The organism is Paenibacillus sp. J31P190, from assembly GCF_059692075.1.
On record NZ_JCAUAS010000033.1, the window covers coordinates 39,866 to 62,082 of the forward strand.

Annotated in this window: 17 protein-coding genes; 15 read left to right on the forward strand and 2 right to left on the reverse strand. The window is 44.3% G+C overall.

The window, feature by feature from the left end; all coding sequences use genetic code 11:
• Nucleotides 1-13 precede the first annotated feature (13 nt).
• Both AC58U0_RS33255 and AC58U0_RS33260 read right to left on the reverse strand, forming a co-directional pair.
• The gene (locus AC58U0_RS33255; protein ID WP_497383052.1) at nt 14-1,798 is read right to left on the reverse strand and encodes a cache domain-containing sensor histidine kinase; all 1,785 of its coding nucleotides are present in this window, start codon (nt 1,796-1,798) and stop codon (nt 14-16) included.
• Nucleotides 1,795-3,369 carry a response regulator gene (locus tag AC58U0_RS33260; protein ID WP_497383053.1) on the reverse strand — a complete coding sequence of 525 codons (1,575 nt, stop codon included), beginning with the start codon at nt 3,367-3,369 and terminating at the stop codon, nt 1,795-1,797. Before AC58U0_RS33260 ends, AC58U0_RS33255 begins: the two co-directional genes overlap by 4 nt.
• Nucleotides 3,370-3,685: 316 nt before the next feature.
• On the opposite strand from AC58U0_RS33260, the gene AC58U0_RS33265 reads away from it, so the two are divergent.
• The 15 genes from AC58U0_RS33265 (at nt 3,686) to AC58U0_RS33335 (ending at nt 22,058) form a co-directional block, all read left to right on the forward strand.
• Nucleotides 3,686-4,603, forward strand: coding sequence for an ABC transporter permease (locus tag AC58U0_RS33265; RefSeq protein WP_057303189.1), 918 nt, complete (start codon nt 3,686-3,688; stop codon nt 4,601-4,603).
• A 27-nt stretch (nt 4,604-4,630) separates the two neighbouring features.
• Nucleotides 4,631-5,530 (forward strand): carbohydrate ABC transporter permease, encoded by a 900-nt coding sequence (locus AC58U0_RS33270; protein ID WP_497383054.1) that lies wholly within the window; start codon nt 4,631-4,633, stop codon nt 5,528-5,530.
• Nucleotides 5,531-5,592: 62 nt separating this feature from the next.
• Nucleotides 5,593-7,152: an ABC transporter substrate-binding protein gene (locus AC58U0_RS33275; RefSeq protein ID WP_497383055.1), complete on the forward strand. Its 1,560-nt coding sequence runs from the start codon at nt 5,593-5,595 to the stop codon at nt 7,150-7,152.
• Between the two features lie 139 nt (nt 7,153-7,291).
• Nucleotides 7,292-8,143, forward strand: coding sequence for a copper amine oxidase N-terminal domain-containing protein (locus AC58U0_RS33280; protein ID WP_497383056.1), 852 nt, complete (start codon nt 7,292-7,294; stop codon nt 8,141-8,143).
• Between the two features lie 675 nt (nt 8,144-8,818).
• Nucleotides 8,819-10,855 (forward strand): beta-galactosidase, encoded by a 2,037-nt coding sequence (locus AC58U0_RS33285; RefSeq protein ID WP_497383067.1) that lies wholly within the window; start codon nt 8,819-8,821, stop codon nt 10,853-10,855.
• Between the two features lie 157 nt (nt 10,856-11,012).
• Entirely contained in the window at nt 11,013-12,782 is a 1,770-nt protein-coding gene (locus AC58U0_RS33290; protein WP_497383057.1) for a cache domain-containing sensor histidine kinase, read from the forward strand.
• Between the two features lie 6 nt (nt 12,783-12,788).
• The gene (locus AC58U0_RS33295) at nt 12,789-14,342 is read left to right on the forward strand and encodes a response regulator (RefSeq protein ID WP_497383058.1); all 1,554 of its coding nucleotides are present in this window, start codon (nt 12,789-12,791) and stop codon (nt 14,340-14,342) included.
• Between the two features lie 116 nt (nt 14,343-14,458).
• Nucleotides 14,459-15,787, forward strand: a complete 1,329-nt coding sequence (locus AC58U0_RS33300; RefSeq protein ID WP_497383059.1) for an ABC transporter substrate-binding protein — start codon at nt 14,459-14,461, stop codon at nt 15,785-15,787.
• 98 nt (nt 15,788-15,885) lie between these two features.
• Nucleotides 15,886-16,773, forward strand: a complete 888-nt coding sequence (locus tag AC58U0_RS33305; protein ID WP_060645324.1) for a carbohydrate ABC transporter permease — start codon at nt 15,886-15,888, stop codon at nt 16,771-16,773.
• 12 nt (nt 16,774-16,785) lie between these two features.
• On the forward strand, nt 16,786-17,631 hold the full coding sequence (locus tag AC58U0_RS33310) for a carbohydrate ABC transporter permease (protein ID WP_497383060.1): 846 nt from the start codon (nt 16,786-16,788) through the stop codon (nt 17,629-17,631).
• Nucleotides 17,632-17,685: 54 nt separating this feature from the next.
• Nucleotides 17,686-18,711, forward strand: coding sequence for a glycoside hydrolase family 88/105 protein (locus AC58U0_RS33315; RefSeq protein WP_497383061.1), 1,026 nt, complete (start codon nt 17,686-17,688; stop codon nt 18,709-18,711).
• 13 nt (nt 18,712-18,724) lie between these two features.
• Nucleotides 18,725-19,843: a rhamnogalacturonan acetylesterase gene (locus AC58U0_RS33320; RefSeq protein ID WP_497383062.1), complete on the forward strand. Its 1,119-nt coding sequence runs from the start codon at nt 18,725-18,727 to the stop codon at nt 19,841-19,843.
• Nucleotides 19,844-20,649: 806 nt separating this feature from the next.
• The gene (locus tag AC58U0_RS33325; RefSeq protein WP_497383063.1) at nt 20,650-21,078 is read left to right on the forward strand and encodes a MarR family winged helix-turn-helix transcriptional regulator; all 429 of its coding nucleotides are present in this window, start codon (nt 20,650-20,652) and stop codon (nt 21,076-21,078) included.
• 14 nt (nt 21,079-21,092) lie between these two features.
• Entirely contained in the window at nt 21,093-21,731 is a 639-nt protein-coding gene (locus AC58U0_RS33330) for a nitroreductase family protein (RefSeq protein WP_497383064.1), read from the forward strand.
• Between the two features lie 36 nt (nt 21,732-21,767).
• On the forward strand, nt 21,768-22,058 hold the full coding sequence (locus AC58U0_RS33335) for a putative quinol monooxygenase (RefSeq protein ID WP_497383065.1): 291 nt from the start codon (nt 21,768-21,770) through the stop codon (nt 22,056-22,058).
• The last annotated feature ends 159 nt before the right edge of the window (nt 22,059-22,217 follow it).

The following is a 22,217-nucleotide window of genomic DNA, read 5'->3' on the forward strand; positions in this document are numbered from 1 at the left end:
TCTTTCTATTCTATCATGGGATCTCTGAACCCGGTGTAACCGGAATCGTGATCTCCACTTCCGTCCCCTCGCCGGGTACGCTGCGATACGTCAAATTCGCTGGCTCGCCGAAATAATGGCGAATGCGCTCGATGACGTTTTTGACGCCGTATCCGCTGCCGCTGATTTTGCTGCGGCTCGTACCCGTCATAATGTCTTCAACCTGGGTAGCACGCATGCCGACACCGTCGTCCTTGATGATCAGGTGAATGTTGTCATTCACCCTCGTGCCATTAATCGTAATCGTACCTTCACGGTGAGTACGTCCAAGAATACCGTGCAGAATCGCATTTTCTACGATGGGCTGCAGAGTAATCTTCGGAATCGCGTTATCTAACAGCTCCTCCGGCACATGGATCTGAAAATCGATTTTATTTTCAAATCGGATATTTTGAATCTGTACATAAAAAGAAACATGCTTTAATTCTTCGCGGAGCGAAATAATATCTTTCCCGCTGCTTAAGCTGACTTTGTAGAAGCGGGCTAGCGCTTTAACGACCTTTTTGATGTCCGTGTTAAGACCGCTGTCAGCCATCCAGTTAATGAGGTCGAGCGTATTATACAGGAAGTGAGGATTGATTTGCGACTGCAATGCTTTCAGCTCCGCGTTTTTCACTTCTTGTCCTAACCGGTAATGCTCTTTATTCATCGAACTAATTTGTTCAATCATGTAGTTGTAGGTCTGAATCAGCTCTCCAATTTCATCTTTTCCTTGCGTTTGAGCCAGTGCGATTAGATTGCCTTTCTGTACATCACGCAAACGGCTTGTCAATTGTGAAATGCGCCGAGTGACCGAGAAGGAGAGCAGATAAGCTAACAGGTAGGCAAGACTGCTGACAATAAGCAAAATAACTAGCAAGTCATTGCGCAGCTCATGGCTCTGCTGAACGACTTCATCCAGCGGAATGACTGTCACCATACCCCAATTCGATGGAAGCTGCCGGTATAAATAGTAGTTATTGTTGCTTTGCCAATTCATCGTTACTGCGTCGCTGGCCATATCCGGCAGGGTAAAGTCGGTAAGAGTAAGAGGTTCAGAGGCAAGCACGATCTGGTGATTCTGGTCGACTAAGAAGGTGGCGCTTTTCTTCACCACGTTGGCTTTTTTAAGCATGGAGCGCAGTGTCTCCGCCTGTACATCCACCCGCAGTTGGCCGATGGGTACCGAATAATTATTTGGATCCAGAATGCTCCTAACCACATAGAGGGAGGAGTTATCATGGGTAGCATGAGTACCTAATTCCGGTGGTGAGCACCATAAATATTTGGCATGCAGTTCGTTTAATCGGGCGAAGCAAGGGCTGTCAACGGTCTGGTCAAGGGGCAGGAAATTCTCCGATTCGTTGGAGAAAATAAATGCCTTCGGCACATACAGAATGACCCGAGAAATATCAAGACTGTCCTGCATAGATCGGAGGAGTTGCTTGAGATTGCTGTAATCCTGTAGCTCACGATTAATATTTTGCGTGATACTCGTGTCCATTAAAATGTCAGAAATGGTTGTATTGGAAACCAGAATATTCGTCGTTTCCGCTATTCGCTGTACGCGGTAGCTGAGGAACGAATAGGTCTGGTCGAAGCCCTGCTTGGCCGAATACGTCACATGATTAATGATGATGGCTGACATTTTATCCGATGCAATGAATTGATAGAAGCCAAGTGGAATCATGATCAGCAGCAAATAAGTAACCATGATTTTATGCCGTAATTTCGCGTTGTACAGCCATTTTCGTATCGTTTGAATCAAAGTAAACATCATAGCTGGCATCGCTCCCGGTACTCGGAAGGTGTCATCCCCGTAGATTTGCGGAATATTTTGGAGAAATGCTCCCCATCTTTAAACCCCACTTGTGAGGCGACGTCGAGCACTTTCAATCGATTATTTCGGAGCAAATCCTTCGCCTTTTCCATTCGGTATTCTGTGACGTATTGCTTGATCGTTTTGCCAGTCGCTTCTTTGAAAATCGAGATGAGATGAGAGGCAGTCATTTGCATATGATCACTCACATCTTGGACAGACAAGTTATCCTCTGCAAAATGCAGATGAATGTAACGAATGATCCGCGAGCTGGCAGATGACATGGTTCCGTTCCCGCGTTCCCTGAAGGATTGCTTCAGCTCATCCAGCTTCTGGGTGATGACTCGATGAATATCATCTAGGAAATGACATTCCAGAATAAGCTTCCACGGCACATTATTTTCTTCCGAGACATCGAACAGGATCACATTTCGGCTGCGAGCAAATTTGTCCATTTCCAAAGCAAAACGATAATAGAGCTCTTTGACGCTGACAATTAGCGTTCCAGGATGCTGGTGAATGTCTGCGGTGACCGTGTTCAACAAACGAGAGATTTCCTCAAAGTTTTCCTCAACAAGTGATTCTTGGAACCTGTTGAATAACTCAGCCGGAACTTGATAATGTTCGGAATGTGTTTCGCTGCCATGGCTATCATGCAGAATGACGGAGCACGGTTTATGGAAAAATGACTCCTGAAGACGGAGGACAGCACTTGTATACGACTCCTGCAGCTGTTTAACCGTGGGTACTATTTTCCCCGCGGCAATGGAGAAGGAATGAAATTCCTTTTTTAAAGCAGAAGAGAGCTCGTAACAAACGTGATGCAATCCACTGTTTTCTATAGGCTCTTTGCCGCTCGAAAATAAATGAAGGATGACGTGATTGTCATCTTTCAATGCATACAAGTACGGGTTTTCGAAGCCGTTCAAGGCTGATTCCATGATGGAATTGATGATTTCTTTGGTTGGTTGAGGCGTGATTAGCTTGGACATGATCGTAACCGTTGGGGCGTGAAGCGATGCCTCGAAACCAACGGCCAACAGCCGCTTAACTAGCAATTCCTCGTCAAATCCCCCGCGAATGAGCTGAAGCGCTGCTTCTTGCTTGATATAGCTCTTATTATCTCTGGCTACCGCGTCGTTCGCCAAATGCCGCTGCTCTTCCAAACAAATGGCTATTGCGCTTCGCAAAGCTTCTTCTAGTTCCTCGATATCAATCGGCTTCTCTACATAGCTAACCGCTTTCAATGAAATCGCTGCTTTCAAATAGTCTTTGTCCGCGTAACCGCTCATAAAAACAATTTTGCACAGCGGATACTTTCGGCGAAGGTGTGTGGCAAGCTCAATGCCATCCATGCGCGGCATACGAATATCTGTCAGCACAATATCGGGCTGAAATTGCTCAGCAATAGCAACCGCTTCTAGACCATCGACCGCTTCGACAAGCTCAGTAATCCCGAGTTCTCCCCATGCAATTGATTTACGAATACCTTCTCTCGTGAATTTTTCATCCTCTGCGAAAAGAAGTTTCATAGTTAAAATCGCCCCCAAGAATTTTCGAAGAAACTTATGATGTAAGCGTAAGCTTCTCTAGAGTTGATAAGAAAGTATAAGTTTTATATTTTGGCTTTGCACAACCTTGACAAACGCGCTCGTCCTGGAGGACGGCGGAACCGTTTATCCTAGGGTAGCTTAAGATTAGCGCATATTGGATAGCAAAGCCACTAACTTAGGTGCTATCTGCAAAAGTTACAGGGAATCGATATTTTGTCGGGTTACTACGCTGCATGGAACCTGTTAATTTAGTAACAGGAGAGACAACTAGAACCGGATGGGGGAACGAATAAAGATGAGAACAGGACTCCTGTATCGACTCAAGTCTAAGAAAACACTGCTGTTCATGATTGCTCCGGCAGTCCTTTACTTCTTGCTTTTCAGCTATGTGCCCATGGCCGGTATCGTGCTTGCGTTCAAGCAGTACCGCTATGATTTGGGCATTATGAACTCACCATGGGTGGGATTTGATAACTTCAAATTCTTCTTCATGACGGGTGATGCGTTTAGAGTCACTCGGAACACGATGCTTTACAATGCCGCTTTCATCCTTATTAATAATGGGCTGCAAATTGTGGTCGCGATCTTGATGGCCGAAATTGGCTCAAAGCTGTTTCGTAAAACGGCGCAAACCCTTATGTTTCTTCCGTATTTCTTATCCTGGGTAGTCGTAGGAGCTGTAGCGTACAATCTTTTTAATTATGAGCACGGAACTGTGAATACACTGCTTCGCTCCCTACATATTCCTGAGCTTGATATTTATACGACTCCGGAATATTGGAAGTATATTCTCATCTTTTTCTCAGCGTGGAAAGCGGTTGGTTACGGCGCTGTGTTTTACATGGCATCCATTCTGAGTATTGATCGAGAAACGTATGAAGCTGCTGAAATTGACGGTGCCAATGTGTTTCAAAGGATTCGATATATTACGCTTCCGTCCTTACGTCCAACGATAACAATCCTTGTTTTACTAGCGATTGGCGGTATTTTCCGCGGTGATTTCGGACTATTCTACCAACTCGTGGGCAACAATGGTCTGCTGTATCAAACGACGGATGTCATTGACACGTATGTGTATCGTTCACTTCTGGTCAACAATGAAATCGGGATGTCATCCGCGATTGGATTCTATCAATCCATCCTCTGTTTTGCGACCATTATGGTAACGAATTTCCTTGTGCGTAAATCGGATAAAGAGAATGCCTTATTTTAAACAGAATGTAATTTGCGGGGTGAACCTATGAGTACGACGAGTGTTAAAAAGAGTCAAATCGATCAGCGGATGCTGGATATCATTGGCTATGTGTTTATCAGTTTGATCAGTTTGGCTTGTTTAATTCCTTTTATACTTATTATTAGCGGATCGTTAACGAGCGAATCTTCGATTACGAGCGATGGCTTTCGAATATGGCCTAAGGAGTTTTCTTGGGACGCCTATGCTTTTGCGCTCAAACATCCACAGCAATTTGTCAGCTCTTATCTGTTGACGATTGCTTTAACCGTAACGGGTACGATTGTAGGACTGTTCATATCAGCGATGGCTGCCTATGTCCTTCAACGTCAGGATTTTGAGTGGCGAGGAGGATTTTCCTTCTTTTTCTACTTCACCACCCTTTTTAATGGCGGACTTGTACCTTGGTACATCCTAATGGTTAACTATTTACACATGAAGAATACCTTCTGGTCGCTGCTCTTGCCTCCGCTCTTAAACGTGTTCTATATTATCATCTTACGAACGTTTTTACGGAGCATACCAGACGCTATTACGGAATCTGCGAAGATTGATGGAGCAGGGGATTTCACGATTTTTATCCGTTTAATTCTACCTCTGGCGAAACCGGGACTGGCCACAATTGGACTGTTCACTGCACTGAATTATTGGAACGATTGGTTTAACTCTCTGCTGTTTGTACAGAATGAGAAACTGTATACCCTGCAATATTTACTTTATAAAATGCTGGGCAATCTCGAAGGCATTCGCAAGGTTATGGCCATTACAGGTATGCAGGTTACGGAATTGCCTGGTGAAAGCTTGAAAATGGCGCTCGCCATCCTTGTTACAGGACCGATCATCTTCTTATATCCGTTCGTTCAGCGTTATTTCGTGCAAGGCTTAACCGTTGGAGCTGTAAAAGGGTAACCCCGGGAATTCACATTCCCGGTTATCATAAATTATCTATCTTTTATAAGGGGAGAAAAAAAATGGCATACACCAAGAAATTAGCTAAACTCAGTCTGGCATCACTTTTCGTGATGGGTACTGTTCTGACGGCTTGCGGAACGAAGGATGCATCACCAACACCAGGTGCGTCTGCGTCACCTCAAGCAAGCGCTTCCGCAACTTCAAGCAGTGGTATTGATACAAGTAAAGAAGTAAAGCTGAAAATGGTTTTGCTTGGTTCCAAACCAAAAGCTTTTGATGAGGTTTATGGTGAAGTGAATAAAATCATGAAGCAAAAGATTAATGCGACGCTGGATGTTAGCTTCCTAGATTGGGGCGAGTATCAACAGAAATATCCGCTTATGTTCGCAGCAAACGAGGATTTCGATCTCGTGTTCTCGGCTACATGGTCCTACTATGCGCAGCAAGCTACGAAAAATGGCTATATGGAATTGACAGAAGATATGATTAAGAAGTTTGCCCCGAAAACATGGGCGGAAGAGCCAAAAGTAGCTTGGGAGCAAGCCAAAATCAACGGTAAAATTTATATGGTTCCACAAAACAATTTTGAGTACAGTTACCATATGGTCGGTATTCGAGGAGACTTGCGTCAAAAGTACAATTTGCCTGAGTTGAAAACGTATGATGACTACGTGACATATTTGAAAACGGTTGCTGATAAAGAGAAGGATTTCAAACCAAGTATCGGTGTGAGTGAGTTTAATGCTATTGAGTTGGTTCAACCGAATGAGTGGAACTTCGTCGTGCCTCAACTGCCAGTTGCTTATAAAGTAACGGATGGTTCGGGTAAACTATTCAACTATGTAGATACGCAGGAGTTCGCAGACTTTGCTAAGAAAATGAATGATACCCAAAAAACAGGTGCCTGGTCCCGAGATGCCATTGCCAATAAAGTCGACAAAACACAAGCATTCAAAGATGGTAAACTAGCTTCCGTAGAATGGAATTTAGGAACATTATTGCGTGCAAAATCCGAAATGCAAACCACACATCCAGATTGGAAAGTGGAGCTTTATGATCTCAGTTCAGACAAAAAACGTCTATCTAATCCGTTCATCAATAATGGGATGTCCATCCATGCAGGTTCCAAAAACTACGAACGCGGTTTAATGGCGATTGACTTACTTCGTTATGATCCAGAAATTCATGACCTGACCAACTACGGGATTAAAGGCAAACACTATGAGCCTGTAGGCAATGATCAGTTCAAACCGCTTCCTGCTTCTGCTGATTTCCCTCCGTCAGGTACAGATCCGTGGGGATGGAACTCCTTGCATGAACGTTTGGATTCCACGGTAGCTGCTGAAACGCAAAAATTCACAGAAAACTGGAAAAAGACAGTGACTGTCAACCATCCTTTAGAGACATTTACGTTTGATGATACCAAAGTGAAAAATGAGGTCGCCGCTGTTAGCAACGTAATGGAGACTTACGGTAAACCGCTCTTCTACGGTTTGGTTGATCCTAACGATGATAAGCATGGTCTGAAAGTATTTAATGATAAGCTGAAGCAAGCAGGTATCGATAAAGTTGTTGCTGAAATGCAGAATCAAGCTAATCCGTTGATTGCAAAAAAATAAGTTGAAGAGGTCCGGTTCCTGATTTCAGGAGCTGGACCTTTTTCAATTTTCTTTAAAGTACCCGACCCCTCCAAAAACAGGAAGGATGTCGAATATGTTAGGGAGTTAATAAAATCCCAACAACCGAGGAGTCGTTATTATGAAAATGAACAAGCCCTGGATGATCACAGCTACATGTATTGTTGTAACTAGCCTTATGACAGGATCTGCCTTTGCAAAATCCGAGAATGGCAACAATGCGGATAAAGCGGATTCGTCCAAACCAGCAGTGGAATTGAATGTAAAAGTTAATGCAGATAAGGATTCAACTGTAACCTCAGATACATATGGTAATCAAGGGAAAAACGGGTATCACGGTCTTCTTCACGCGCTCGAGAATGTAAAGGATAAGCCAGCTGGAACTGTTATTGCCGATCTTCTTTTGACTAACTACGGTGCTCACATTAGCGACGAATTAAAGGCTGAACTTGATGCGATTAAAGATCGTGATGCTGCACTTTCTGCTGTTGCTGATGTTTTGGACGAGCAGGGTAGTGTAACCGATGCGGTTTATGTTCAAAAGGAAGCCGTAAAAGCAAACATTAAGAACTTGAATTCCTACAAGAAACTTGGCAAACTTTTTGAAAAGCTTGGTAAAAAAGGCGTGTTTTTGTATGTGAATGGTGAGGAGCCTACTTTGGAAGTAAATCCTTTCATCAAAGATGGCAGCACATTGGTACCATTCCGTGCGATATCCGAATCTTTAAAAGCCGAAGTAACATGGAACGCCGAAGAACGTTCGGTAACCGTTACTCGTGGCGGAATTACAGTTAAGCTCTTTATCGATAGCACGAAAGCTACTGTTGACGGTAAAGAAGTAACATTGGAAGTTCCTGCGGCCATCGTTGAAGGCAACACGGTTGTACCGGTTCGTTTCATTAGCGAAGCACTAAAAGCTACGGTTAAATGGGAAGAAGAAACGAAGTCCGTCGTGATTTACGAAGAACAATAAGTTTTTTATGAGGAGCTTACCTTCGGGTAGGCTCTTTTTGTTTATTTCATTAACTGGAGGTCGGAATCCGTGGAGACTTACATCAGACATTTTTCGGTTATTGGTTAGTAGTCTAGTCTGACCTTATTTTCTTGGTTTATAGGAGTGATTGTTGTACGGAGTACAACAATTTCGTTTGTTTCTTCTCACAAAGCTGTCAATGTTGTATGGTGTACAACAATTTCGCCTATTTTCCTTCTATGGAGCTGCTTTCGGGAGAAATTGTTGTATTTTCTGCAGCAATCTAGAGAATAGCGCGGTATTTCAAGCTTTTTGTTGTACAACATACAACATTGCATGGATCAAATTGGGGATCACCCAGTAGGATACGCCTAAGCCTTTTTATAAGTCGATAGAATGAACAGGTAAACGATATTTTAGAGGGTTATTTTGAAAAATGGCCGATAAATAATGATGGATATGTCGATATTGCTGATCTTCAGCGATAGGTCGAACAAATGGTTCGACCGTAAATCGCAAGAAATGACGGGTAATCGATACTTTATCGGGTATTTTTGTGGTGGTGAACCTGTTAAACTTGGATGCAATGAACCAATATGAGTCCATACATTAATCCTAGAGGTGATCATCTTGTCACAGAAATATCCGCCAATAAGTCCGAAATTACCCGTTTTCATGCACGGTGCCGATTATAATCCTGATCAGTGGCAGCACGATCCACATGTGCTGGAAGAAGACATTCGCATGATGAAGCTGGCCAAATGTAATGTGATGGCTGTCGGCATTTTTGCTTGGTCAGCGCTTGAACCAGAGGAAGGTGTGTTCACCTTCGATTGGCTCGACCGTGTGTTGGACACATTCGCGGCCAACGGCATTTATGCATGGTTGGCTACTCCGAGTGGCGCTAGACCTGCATGGATGGCAGAGAAATACCCGGAAGTACTGCGGGTAGGCCCTAACCGGGTGCGCAACTTATTCGGTGCGCGTCATAATCATTGCTATACGTCCCCGGTCTATCGGGAGAAAGTCACAATCATGAACAAGCAGTTGGCAGAGCGCTATGCGCAGCATCCGGCTGTAGTGGGCTGGCATATCTCCAATGAATATGGAGGGGAATGCCACTGTAACTATTGTCAGGAAGCTTTCCGCGGATGGCTGAAGCGTAAATATGTAACGCTGGATGCTCTAAATATGGCGTGGTGGACTTCATTTTGGAGCCATACGTATACGAATTGGTCTCAGATTGAATCTCCTGCACCGCATGGCGAGAATTTGGTCCATGCGATGAATTTGGATTGGAAACGGTTCGTGACGGATCAAACGGTTGATTTCTGCCGTCATGAAATCGCTCCGCTGAAGGCGGAAAATACCGAGCTGCCCGTAACGACGAATCTTATGGACGCTTACGAAGGTCTTAATTACTGGAAGTTCGCCGATGTACTGGATGTCATTTCATGGGATGCTTATCCAACTTGGCATGATGCGGCGGATCAGAGTGATTTAGCCGCATGGTTCTCACTTAACCATGATATGTTTCGCTCGCTTGGGGGCGGTAAGCCTTTCCTGCTAATGGAGAGTACACCGAGCTTAACGAATTGGCAGCCCGTTTCAAAGCTGAAGAAGCCGGGCATGCATCTTCTGTCTTCCTTGCAAGCTGTGGCACATGGATCTGACTCCGTGCAATATTTCCAGTGGCGTAAAAGTAGAGGAGCCAGCGAAAAGCTGCATGGCGCGGTGATTGATCACGTTGGTCATGAGCATACGCGAGTATTTCAAGATGTAGCTGAGCTTGGCGGCGCTTTGGAGAAGCTGACAGATCTCATCGGGACACGAGTGCCCGCACAAACAGCCCTTATTTTCGACTGGGAAAATCGCTGGGCCGTTAAGGATTCTCAAGGTCCTCGTAATATGGGGATCAAATACGAACAAACGGTTTTAAGCCACTACCGCGCATTTTGGGAACAAGGCGTTCCTGTTGATGTCATCGATATGGACTGTGATTTCAGCAAATATAAGCTTGTTGTCGCTCCAATGCTATATTTGGTACGTCCGGGTGCCTCCGAACGAATCGAACAGTTTGTAGCGAACGGGGGAACCTTCGTCACTACGTATTGGTCTGGCATCGTGGATGAGAATGACCTTTGCTTCCAAGGCGGCTTCCCAGGACCGCTTCGCAAAACGCTTGGTATCTGGTCTGAGGAAATCGACGGACTGCATGATCATGAGGTGAATCGTGTCCTCTTCACGGAGGGCAACGCGCTTCAAATCTCAGGTGAATATGAGGTTCGTGAGCTGTGTGAGCTGATTCATACAGAAGGTGCAGAGACTCTTGCCGTCTATGGTGATGACTTCTATGCAGGTCGACCTGCGCTTACAGTCAATGCGGTTGGTAAAGGCAAAGCTTACTATATCGCAGCTCGTACAGATCAAACTTTCCAGAGCAGCTTTTATAAGCAGATCCTTAAAGAAGCGGGCATTGATGGTGCTCTACAAACAGAGCTTCCTGCAGAGGTAACAGCTCAAATTCGTACGGACGGTGTGAATGAGTTCATCTTCCTCCTGAATTTTAGCAATAAAACTCACACCATCACATTGGATGAACAAGCATATACGGACATGCTGGCCTCAGATTTCGCGTCGTCTGTGATGATTGATTCTATCTTGCAGCTCCAGCCTTACGGGGTACGGATTCTGAAGCGAAGTAAGCGGTAGAATTCATTGGAGAGTGCCTAATTTCATAAAAGAAAGAGGATGCCTGGCTATTAATACCAGCATCCTTTTTTGCTGCCTTTAAAGGTAAATGAGACTTCCATCACGAAGACACTCTCCAACATGAACCTTATTCAGCGAAGAAAAGTGGTGACGTTGCATGAAATCAGGCATAAGCAAGTGGTTTAATGAAATACGCAATCTGCGTATTAAAGCGAAGCTTTTTCTGCTCATTACAATTACTATGGCAGTCAGTTCTTGTATCTCATTAGTGGGGCTCCAGATTGCCTATTCGATTTATGATCAGCAAATTTATGAGAAATCATCTCAAGTTCTGAATCTATCATCTACCTTGATTGAGAACGAGTTAAACAAAGTGGAACGATTGACCTTTAGTATCATGTCGGATGAACAAATTCAGCAAAATTTGATCGTGATGAACGAGGATGAATCCGATTACAATCGTATCCAATCACGTGCCAAACTTGTGGATCGGCTCGTACAATACATTAATACGGAGACGTATATCATCGCAGCAGATATAACCGATGTGAAGGGAAGCAGCTATTCCAGCGGAAATTTGACAACGCTCTCATCCGAGCGGAGAGACCTTATTCAAATGACGGCTGACCGAGGCAATGGCACCCTGGGGTGGGTGAACCCGGACGCGCAGGATTACAGTTTAATTGCTGCCAGGCAAATTCGTTCCTTCGACAAATTAGAGTTAAACAAGCTGGGCACCTTGGTGCTGCATGTGAATTTAGACAAAATTGTTAACCAATACGCAAGAGAAGCCGTAACGAGGGACGGCGAACTTGTCATTGTATCAGACAGGAATTTAGTTTACCCGCGAGCAGCTAGTATGAAATCCTTGCTTAGTGAGGGGAATCCAGCGGAGTCGGCATCCAAGGGCTTTCGCATCATGGAACAGGACGGAGAGAAATATTTCGTTTCCCATATTCACTCTGATTATTTGGGCTGGACGTATTACAACACCCTGCCCTTCCAAACTATCTTTTATCATATTATTTTGATGAAAAACTGGATGATTGCCGCATTCCTGCTTAGCTTTTTCCTCCTTGTCGGGTTTGGGATGACGGTTGCAAGAAGCGTAACAAGGCCGATAGAAGGCTTAATTACCAACATGCGCGGCCTGCAAATTAGCGATCTGGAGAAGTCCGAACTGCCGACGATCGCACCATTATCACAGCAGATGGATGAGGTAGGCTTGCTGCAGCGTACGTATCGCATGATGCTAGTGCGTATTCAAGAACTGATCAAAGAGAACTACACGAAACAGTTGATCATCAAAGAAACCGAATTTCGCTCCTTGCAGGCGCAGATTAATCCGCATTTTCTTTACAATACGCTTGAATCAATCAATTGGATCTCCAAGATGAATGGACAGAAGCAAGTGTCCCAAATGGTTGAATCACTCGGCTATTTGCTCCGTTCGTCGATTAGTTTGAAGCAGGATATCATCACCGTGGAAGAAGAGCTGCAGCTTGTGCAGCATTATATTACGATTCAAAGGGTCAGATTTGAAGAACGGCTCGATTTTCGACTCGATGTTCCAGAACCTATAAGAAGTAACAGTATACCAAAGCTGACGCTGCAGCCGCTTTTGGAAAATGCGATTAAATATGCGGTAGAAGTTATGCTAGAGCCATGTGTGATTCAAATTATCGGCCAGGAAGAAGGCGAATCTCTTTTGCTCATCGTGGAAGATAGTGGACCCGGTATTGATGAGGCCTATTTAGAGCAGATCCTGACAGGAGAACGTAAATCCAGAGGCACGGGTATCGGTTTGAAAAATATTGATGAACGGATCAAGCTTTCATATGGCGAAGAGTTCGGCGTCCAAGTGGATAACCGCGCGGGCGGCGGTGCTCGTATTACAGTCCGTATTCCTATTACGAAAAGAGGGTAACTGCTTATGTATAAAGTGCTGTTAGTTGATGATGAACGGATGATTCTTGAGGGTATTTCTGCCATTGTGGACTGGCAATCGGTAGATACACAGTTAATTGGAACAGCGCGAAATGGTGTTGAAGCCTACGCCTTCGTGTGTGAACATACACCTGACATTATTATTAGTGATATTCGCATGCCCGGCATGGATGGACTCGGGCTTGTGGCCCGAGTAAAAGAAACCCATCCGCACATCCGGTTCATTATGCTTTCTGGATTCGATGAATTCGAATATGCCCAAATCGCCATGCAATATGGGGTGAAGCATTATTTATTAAAGCCATGCAACGAGAACAGCATTCTGAAGGCCTTAAGCGAAATTGCAGCGGAATACAAGCAGGAAGAGAGCAAGGAAGGCTTTATTCAGTCGATGAAGGCGAATTTGCGGAAGGTTCTGCCCCATGTGAAGGAACAGTTTCTGAAGGAGTTCGTGACGAACAAGTCGTATGGAAGCCGAGATTGGGATTATTATCAGGATTTATTTGGGCTGCAGGTTAGCGGAAAGAAAGTGCGCTTATTGCTTTTCCGTCTGGAAGACAAGTTCGAATATGAGCATCTTTTTGCCGTGAAAAATATTGCTGAGGACATTCTCGATGAACCTCTGTTAAGTTCAACTATTGCCGAGCAAATTCTGATTATGATTGAGGATCAGGAAGATATGGAGCGATTACAAGAGCAAATCAAAGAGATACGGCGTATTTTTATGCTCTATTACAAAATTGACACGACTGTTGCCTTAAGTGATTCGGGCGATATCGTAGAGGCGAGGCGTCTTTATCTGCAAGCGCTCGATTGTTTGGGGCATCGCTTTTATCTCGGTGAAGGCGGACTGATTACGATGCGTGATATCCTGGATTCCGCCCTATTGAGCAAAGCTGATTTCGTCTATGACGAAGATCGGATTCTGTTCCCGATAAGGGCGGGCAATTGGGAGGAAGCTGAAGTGAGAATTGAAGCGTTTCACGATCAACTGGCCAATTCCCGACTCGATATTCAGACGACCAAGTCGTATGTTATTCAAATATTTATTTCCATGACTCGACTATGTGCGGAAGAGCAAATGAATCATTACATGGGGCTTATTGGTCAAATATCTCAACTGGAGACCCTGCAAGCGAGCATCCATTTGCTGAAACAAATCGCATCCGAAATCACGCTTATTAATTTTGAACAAAATAAAAATAAACATTCGCAAGTCGTTCAAAAGGTTATTGATATTATAAATATGGAGCTAGCCAACACTGAACTTTCTCTCAACTGGGTAGCCCACCAGATGCTGTATATGAACCCGGATTATCTAGGGAAATTGTTTAAGAAAGAGACAGGAGAACGGTTCTCTAACTATGTGGTCACCGTTAGGATTAAGAAAGCAATGGAGATCATTAAACATCATGATGATGTTAAAATGTTCGAACTAGCGGAACAGCTGGGTTTTGGCGATAATCCGCAATACTTCTCCCAAGTGTTTAAAAAGATTGCAGGCTGCGCTCCTTCCGAGTATAAGAAGTTGACGCTTTAAATCTTGTTTTCACTGTTTTTTGAACATTTATCGCGGTAAATTAGATTCAACTTTCGCTCCTCCAAGCTGATAATAAGAAGTGTGGAGCGCAGGTGACTCATAGGGGGAAGCTAACTATGAAACGCATACCAATACCAGTCCTGCTCCTAGTCATGTTGTTGTTAACCGTAATCGGATGCAGCTCGAGTCAGCAATCAGCGAATGGGGGAACTGGGAAATCAAGAACGATAGAAACAGCGAAAAGTGAAAGCAAGCATGACGTTAAGCTTCGAATCGCTTGGTGGGGCGGTCAAGCCAGACATGACTACACCTTGAAGCTGATAGAGTTGTACCAGCAGCAGAATCCAGGCGTGAAGATCGATACCGAATATGCCGGCTTCGATGATTTTTGGAAAAAACTGGCTCCGCAAGCCGCAGCCAACCAATTGCCGGATATTATCCAGATGGATATCTCGTACTTAAATCAATATAGCTCGAAGAATCAGCTGGAAGATTTAGATGAGCTTACGACCAACGGAACGCTTGATGTTCGTTCAGCTTCAGCGGAAATGATAGACTCTGGACGAATTGGCGGCAAGCTTTACGGTATTCCTCTAGGGGTGAATGCAATGGGAGCGACCTTCGATGCAGCGCTGCTGAAGCAGGCCGGTATCGCTTCGATTCCTGTGAACTGGACTTGGTCTGATCTGGAGCAAATTGCCAAGCGTATGAAAGGACAAGGCAAAGTGCTCGATCATATGCGATTCGACCAGTTCTTTCCTTACTATTTGCGTACGCAAAATCAGCACTATTTTAGCTCGGATGGTACGAGTCTTGGTTATAGCGATCCCCGATATTTTATAGATTACTTCACGATGTATCTCAAATGGTACGATGCCGGCTACATGCGAAACTGGGATAAAGAATCTTTAACCAAATTGACACCGGAGGAGAATCCGGTTGTACTCGGTGACGGGTTCATGACAATGGCATGGTCCAATCAATTCGTGACTCTGCAGGAGGCCTCTAAGAAGTCTTTGAGCATGATTGGGCTGCCGGGTCCAAATGGGAAGCAAGGACTTTATTTGAAGCCGACGATGCTGTTCTCAATTTCGAAAAGCTCGAAGCAGAAAACGGAAGCAGCTAAATTTATTTCTTGGTTTATTAATGATTTGGAAGCAAATAAGCTCATAAATGGTGACCGCGGGATTCCGATTTCGGCTGCTGTTAAAGAAGGTCTGCAACCTCTACTAACAGAGGCTGATCAGAAAGTCTATGATTACGTCGCTTGGGCGCAGCAGAACAGCAGTGTTATGGATCCACCGGATCCGCCGGGGGCTGCAGAAGTAAGCAAGCTGCTTCGGGACATGCAAGAGCAAATCTTGTACAGGAAGCTCTCGGTGGAAGAGGCCGCAGCCAGATTTATGAACGATGCCAACGCAATTCTTGCTAAAAATAAGAAATAAGAACTTTTTGAGCAGTTTTACAAAGGGGGAAAAGGGCAGCTTCTTGCAGGCCGCCTTCCCTAAATAAATAGACATTGACGAATGTAAGGAGTGGAACTATGAAACTACGTGAAAATGATCACATAGTCGGTTATGTGTTTATATCACCTTTTATCCTGGGTTTTCTGATCTTCACGCTGTTTCCGATGTTTTCATCACTGTATTTTTCATTTACAGAGTACGATTTGCTCTCGGCTCCACGATGGGTGGGCCTCTCTAATTACGAGAAAATGTTCACAGATGACGACAAAATCATGGACTCGATCCGAGTGACGCTGACTTATGTACTTACGTCCGTTCCCCTGCGACTGATTATTGCATTGCTCGTCGCCATGCTTCTGAACCGCGCGGTAAAAGGAATTGGTTTATACAGAGCCACGTATTACTTACCGTCATTGATTGGCGGCAGCGTAGCGGTTTCCATTATGTGGCGGCAAATATTCGGAGATAAGGGACTAATCAATGCTTTTCTAGGAAACATCGGCATCCACACCAGTACATCTTGGATTGGCTTCCCGGCAACAGCGCTTGGAACGTTAGTACTGCTGTCGGTTTGGCAATTTGGTTCCTCCATGCTGATTTTTCTTGCCGGTCTTAAAAATATTCCGGGGACCTATTACGAGGCCGCAAGTGTAGACGGTGCTGGACCGATTCGCAAATTTTTCCACATCACACTGCCTTTGTTAAGCCCGATTATTCTTTTTAATTTAATCCTGCAAACGATTTCAGGCTTCTTAACCTTTACTCCGGCCTACATTATTTCTAATGGAGAGGGCGGGCCGCTGAACAATACCTTGCTGTATTCACTCTATTTATTCCATCGAGCATTCGTCTTCTTCGAAATGGGTTACGCTTCAGCCATGGCTTGGTTCATGCTGATCCTGATCGGACTCATTACCTTAGTTATTTTCAAAACATCGAAATATTGGGTTCATTACGAAAGCTAGGAGGGGTAGACCATGGTTTTACGAGTCAAAAATGTGAAAACGCTGCTGTATCATCTCATCGTTTGTACCATCGCGATAACGGCGATTTATCCAATTTTGTGGCTGGTCGCCAGCTCACTGAAGCCGAACGATGAAATTTACACAACAGCTACCAGTCTGATCCCAAGTCGGCTCGAGTGGAACAATTATGTGTCGGGTTGGAAAGGTTTTGCCGGCAATACGTTTGCTACATTCATGAAAAATTCATTCATTATTGTTATTCTCTCGACGATAGGTGCGGTGGTTTCCTCCGCTTTAGTAGGATATGGATTTGCCCGGATTCGTTTTGCCGGAAGCAAATTCTGGTTTTCAGCGGTTATGCTTACTTTGCTGTTACCTCAAGACGTAACGATTATTTCGCAATATATTTTATTTGCCAAAATAGGCTGGTTATCCAGTTTTAAACCGATTATTGTCCCTCAGTTCTTTGGGATTCCGTTCTTCATCTTCTTGATCATGCAGTTTATTCGTACGATTCCCCCAGAATTGGACGAAGCCGCGAAAATGGACGGCTGCAACAAGTACAGCATCTTTTACAAAATCATCGTACCTTTAATTGTTCCGGCACTCGTGACATCGGCGATCTTCTCCTTCTATTGGAGATGGGATGATTTCTACACGCCGCTGCTTTATTTGAACAATCCGAGTCAATATCCGGTTTCCTTAGCATTGAAGCTTTTCTTGGATAGCGAGTCTTTGAATAACTGGGGCGGCATGTTTGCCATGTCAACGATATCACTTGTCCCGATTTTCGTAGTTTTCATCATATTCCAGAAGTACATTGTTGACGGGATATCGACGAGCGGTTTGAAAGGATAAGAAAAGATGATTACAAACATAGAAAATAGCCAACTACAGGGAGGAAATGAAGAGATGCCAGCCTTACAATTTGATCCAGATGAAATTCGCAAAGTGATTGACCGTGTTGTTCATAGAACGTTCCGGATGGACTTTAATTGGGATTGGCCGGGCGGCGTAGCCTTCTATGGTGTAACCGAAGCTTATGAAGCGACGGGCAAGGAGGAATATCTGCAGCTGCTGAAGGATTGGATCGATGAGAAGCTGGAGGATGGCTTGCCTAAGCTGTCCGTTAATGGGATCTCCATTGGACACTCCTTGCTGACATTGTACAAAGAAACTGGCGAAGATCGGTATATCGATATTGCCTCACAAATGGCTGAATTCCTTCAGCATGAGGCTGAGCGTTTTGGAGAAGGCATTTTCCAGCACACGGTGAACTCGGAAACCTATAACTTTCCGCAGCAGGCCTGGGTGGATACCATGTTCATGGCAGGTTACTTCCTCCTACGGATTGGTTCCGTGCTAAAGCGGGACGATTATTTCGAAGATGGGTTGAAGCAATATCACGGTCACGAGAATTATTTGCAAGATATGACAACAAATCTCTACTACCACGGTTGGGATCATCTAGCACAAAATCATATGTCAGGCATATTCTGGGCCCGTGGCAATGCTTGGGCAGCGATTACGATGGCTCGTGCGCTGAGACTGGTGCATGTGACGCATCCTTCATTTATGATTCTCGAGGGCTCGCTGCGTGATCAATTGAGTGCACTTGTCCGCTTGCAAGATGAGAGCGGACTCTGGCATACCGTCTTGACGGACAAGGATGCTTATTTGGAAACAAGCGGTTCAGCTGGTATCGCGGCGGCGCTTATCAGTTCAGGTCCTCTTTATAACAAATACACGAATAAATCCATTCAGGGCATACTTTCACGCATCACGGAAGATGGGACAGTTACCCATGTTTCAGCTGGGACTGCGGTAATGAGAGACATTGACGGTTATAAAGGGGTTCCTTACAAACGGATCCAAGGCTGGGGACAAGGATTAGGGCTTACTTTCTTAGCATCCTTGCTTAATCGCAAAGACTGGTAGGAGGTAAGCGTTTATGAGCGTACACTTTAGGTTCGATTTTGGTCCAGATCAGAGCTCAAGCTGTACAAAAGAAGGGTTCACGAGAGTAAGCGGTCAAACGTATTACAATGAAAAAATGGGCTACGGCTTTCTGGATGGTTCAACGGTGTTTGAACGAGATCGTGGGCGTCCCGCGGCGCTCCGTCAAGATTTCTGCATTCCAGTTGATGCAGTCTTCGTAGTGGATGTGCCGAATGGCAGTTATACGGTTCAGACACTCATGGGGGACCTCATTACTTCGACTTGTACGGGATTAAAGGCAGGGCCCGGAAGACTTGTGCTGGCTGATGTTCTGACGACAGCAGGGGAGTTTGTTACTAGCAGCTTTACCGTTCATGTGGCAGATGGACAGCTGAGACTGGCATTCTCTGGTGTCGCCCCGCGAATAAATGCTTTAGAAATTACCTCGGCGCCGCAAGCTGCAAACTTGTATATCGTCGGTGATTCCACCGTAACCGATCAACCGCAGGATGGCTATCCTTACACGGGTTGGGGACAAATACTGCCGCTTTTTATAAAAGCGGACGCCGCTGTAGCCAACTATGCGGTTTCAGGCCGCAGCTCCAAAAGCTTCATGGATGAAGGACGCCTGGCGCCCATCCTTGAACACATGAATGCGAATGACTATCTGTTCATTCAGTTTGGGCATAACGATCAGAAGCTGGATGCGGAGCGGGCAACATCCCCTTTTACAACGTATAAAGAGTATTTGAACATTTACATACAAGAGGCCAGATTGCGGGGAGCTGTCCCGATTCTAGTAACACCTGTGCAGCGAAGATTTTTTGACCCTGCCGGTAAAATCATAGATACGCATGGTGATTATATCACCGCGATGAAGCAGCTCGCTGAGGAAGAGAACGTTCCTCTGATCGATTTGGCAGAAGAGAGCAGGCAGTTGTTTGAAGCACTAGGTCCGGAGGAAACGAAGTCATTGTTCATGTGGGCGTGGCCAGGTGAGTTCCCTAATTTCCCCATAGGCGCAGAGGATAATACACATTTCCAGGAAAGAGGCGGTATTGCCGTTGCCAAGCTGGTCGTAGACGGTATAAAGAAGCAAAATATCCAGCCGCTAATGAGTTATCTTCGCTAGGATGTGGTTGAATATCGAAGCTCAATCGAAGTATGATGTAGGATACCAGTTATGAGTGGCCAGCAGCACATATACCCCAGTCAGGGTGATGAGTATTAAATAACCCCAGCCAAGCGTGATAAATGTCACAATTGGCGGGGTATTTGTTTTGGTGTGAATTCAATTCGGGAGGATTTGACCATTCTAATCCAGTATAGGGCCGGAAACCAGGCAATTCATCGAAATAGAAAGTAAGCAGTGGAGCAGAATTCCACAATTTACTACGGCTTAATTTTACGAAACACTTGAAGTTTTAACTGAGTTCCTCTATATTAATTGATATATCAATGATTGATGCATCAACAATTGACTTATCAACAATTTGTCATGAATGGACAAGGGAGACCTCGATTCGTTGATTCGATCTTGTACTACATGGAGGCGTCTTAAACCGGAATTCATCGTCATATATGCTCATACCAGATGAATGAATCCCTAGTTTCGGTTGAATGATGTTGTAGAAAGTACAACAATTGCTGCTTAGATAGCGCCTCTTTCCCCTCGTTGTTGCATAATGTACAACAATTTGATCCAATACAGGCCATTTTGCAACAAATGGGTTCGAAATGTTGTACAAACTGCAACTTCAACTGGCCAAATAGCCGTTTGGCGTGTGAATTGTTGTATAAATTACAACATTGATTGGTACCACTATAGTCCATAACCCTTCGTAAAGCTGCTGAACGACTCTAAAATCGAATTTTGGAGCATACGCACCAGTTGTGAGGAGGCAAAATGAATCGACAGTCGCTAAGGAGGTATATTTTTTGACCCAATCCTATGTCAACGAAACTGGTTTATTTGATAAATTTCTGAGCCTCAATAAACAAATAAGCACTAAATTTGAACGTTGTACGGGTATTAGCCCGTCGCGGCTTCGTCTTTTACATCAGCTTTATCAGGTGGATGAAATTAGTCAAACAACGCTTCAAAAAGAGGTTAACATTGACAGCGCAGCCGTTACACGGCATTTGAAACAACTTGAAGCAAGTGGAATGGTTTCACGGCGTATGAATCCTGGCGATAATCGGGTCACTCTCGTACGTCTTACCGATCATGGACGAACAGAAATCATTTCCTTTAAAGAAGAAAAAGCACAATTCATTACTCAGATGCTTAAAGATTTTAACGAAGAAGAATGCAATAAGCTCTCCGAAATGCTCCAACGCATGTTAACGAATATTAGCCAATATTGAAGGGGAAATGACAAATGAATAACACCATAATCACGAACGATTTTAAAGAAATTATTACTGGACGCCGTTCTATAAAAAAGTATAATCCATCCGTCAAAATTAGTCGTGAAGAGATGACAGACATCCTAAAAGAAGCAACTCTCGCGCCTTCCTCCGTAAATATGCAGCCTTGGCGATTCGTTGTTATCGAAAGTGCCGAAGGTAAAGCAACACTTGCGCCGCTTGCTAAATTTAACCAGGTTCAAGTCGAAACATCATCAGCTGTGATTGCTGTATTTGGTGATTTAAACAATTCGGATTACGCCGATGAAATTTTCGGTAAGGCGGTCGAGTTGGGTTATATGCCTTTAGAGGTAAAAGAAATGACACTAGCGAAAATTAAACCACACTTCGCAGCGCTTGATCCGGTTGTAAATAAAGAAACAGTCCTTATTGATGCTGGACTTGTATCTATGCAGCTAATGCTTGTAGCGCGCGCTCATGGTTATGATACAAATCCAATCGGTGGCTTTGATAAAGATAAAATTGCCGAAGCTTTTGGCTTAGATAAAAATCGTTATGTTCCCGTAATGCTTATTTCAATTGGTAAAGCAGATGATGGCGGTCATAGATCCGTACGTCTTCCAATCGAAACCATCACGCAATGGAACTAGTCACTACTTTATCGAAGAATGGAGGACGAACGTCCAATGATTATTATTCACGCAGAATTCAATGTTGATCCAGCCAAACACGAAGCCTTTCTCAACGAGATTCACCCATTAATAGCTGCCTCGAGAGTTGAAAATGGTAATATTTCATATGATTTGCTCAAAGATACAGAAGTAGAAAATAAGTTTACCATGGTTGAAGTTTGGCAAGATCAAGCAGCAATTGCCAGTCATAATGCTAGTGATCACTTCACTTCCTTCGTTGGTAAAGCAGGAAATTTCCTCAATGCTCCCTTACAGGTAAAAGCTTATCAGGGACAACCCGTATAAAAAGTAGGTCTTGTGTTTTAATAGTAATATGTAAAAGGAGCTCAGGCCATGAAGTGACCCCCAAAAGTTAGACAGTATATAGTTAGACTGCCTTTAGCGCATGAGTTCGGTACTGTACCGGGCTCATGCCTTTTAGTTTTGCCTTTATTCGTTTATGGT

What these genes read in the sequence shown, in the direction of transcription:
- AC58U0_RS33310 (WP_497383060.1), top strand. Translation starts at nt 16,786, where the DNA reads ATGGTTTTACGAGTCAAAAATGTGAAAACGCTGCTGTATCATCTCATC.
- AC58U0_RS33270 (WP_497383054.1), top strand. Translation starts at nt 4,631, where the DNA reads ATGAGTACGACGAGTGTTAAAAAGAGTCAAATCGATCAGCGGATGCTG.
- AC58U0_RS33260 (WP_497383053.1), bottom strand. Translation starts at nt 3,369, where the DNA reads ATGAAACTTCTTTTCGCAGAGGATGAAAAATTCACGAGAGAAGGTATT.
- AC58U0_RS33255 (WP_497383052.1), bottom strand. Translation starts at nt 1,798, where the DNA reads ATGATGTTTACTTTGATTCAAACGATACGAAAATGGCTGTACAACGCG.
- AC58U0_RS33275 (WP_497383055.1), top strand. Translation starts at nt 5,593, where the DNA reads ATGGCATACACCAAGAAATTAGCTAAACTCAGTCTGGCATCACTTTTC.
- AC58U0_RS33265 (WP_057303189.1), top strand. Translation starts at nt 3,686, where the DNA reads ATGAGAACAGGACTCCTGTATCGACTCAAGTCTAAGAAAACACTGCTG.
- AC58U0_RS33300 (WP_497383059.1), top strand. Translation starts at nt 14,459, where the DNA reads ATGAAACGCATACCAATACCAGTCCTGCTCCTAGTCATGTTGTTGTTA.
- AC58U0_RS33315 (WP_497383061.1), top strand. Translation starts at nt 17,686, where the DNA reads ATGCCAGCCTTACAATTTGATCCAGATGAAATTCGCAAAGTGATTGAC.
- AC58U0_RS33285 (WP_497383067.1), top strand. Translation starts at nt 8,819, where the DNA reads ATGCACGGTGCCGATTATAATCCTGATCAGTGGCAGCACGATCCACAT.
- AC58U0_RS33280 (WP_497383056.1), top strand. Translation starts at nt 7,292, where the DNA reads ATGAAAATGAACAAGCCCTGGATGATCACAGCTACATGTATTGTTGTA.
- AC58U0_RS33290 (WP_497383057.1), top strand. Translation starts at nt 11,013, where the DNA reads ATGAAATCAGGCATAAGCAAGTGGTTTAATGAAATACGCAATCTGCGT.
- AC58U0_RS33320 (WP_497383062.1), top strand. Translation starts at nt 18,725, where the DNA reads ATGAGCGTACACTTTAGGTTCGATTTTGGTCCAGATCAGAGCTCAAGC.
- AC58U0_RS33305 (WP_060645324.1), top strand. Translation starts at nt 15,886, where the DNA reads ATGAAACTACGTGAAAATGATCACATAGTCGGTTATGTGTTTATATCA.
- AC58U0_RS33295 (WP_497383058.1), top strand. Translation starts at nt 12,789, where the DNA reads ATGTATAAAGTGCTGTTAGTTGATGATGAACGGATGATTCTTGAGGGT.
- AC58U0_RS33330 (WP_497383064.1), top strand. Translation starts at nt 21,093, where the DNA reads ATGAATAACACCATAATCACGAACGATTTTAAAGAAATTATTACTGGA.
- AC58U0_RS33335 (WP_497383065.1), top strand. Translation starts at nt 21,768, where the DNA reads ATGATTATTATTCACGCAGAATTCAATGTTGATCCAGCCAAACACGAA.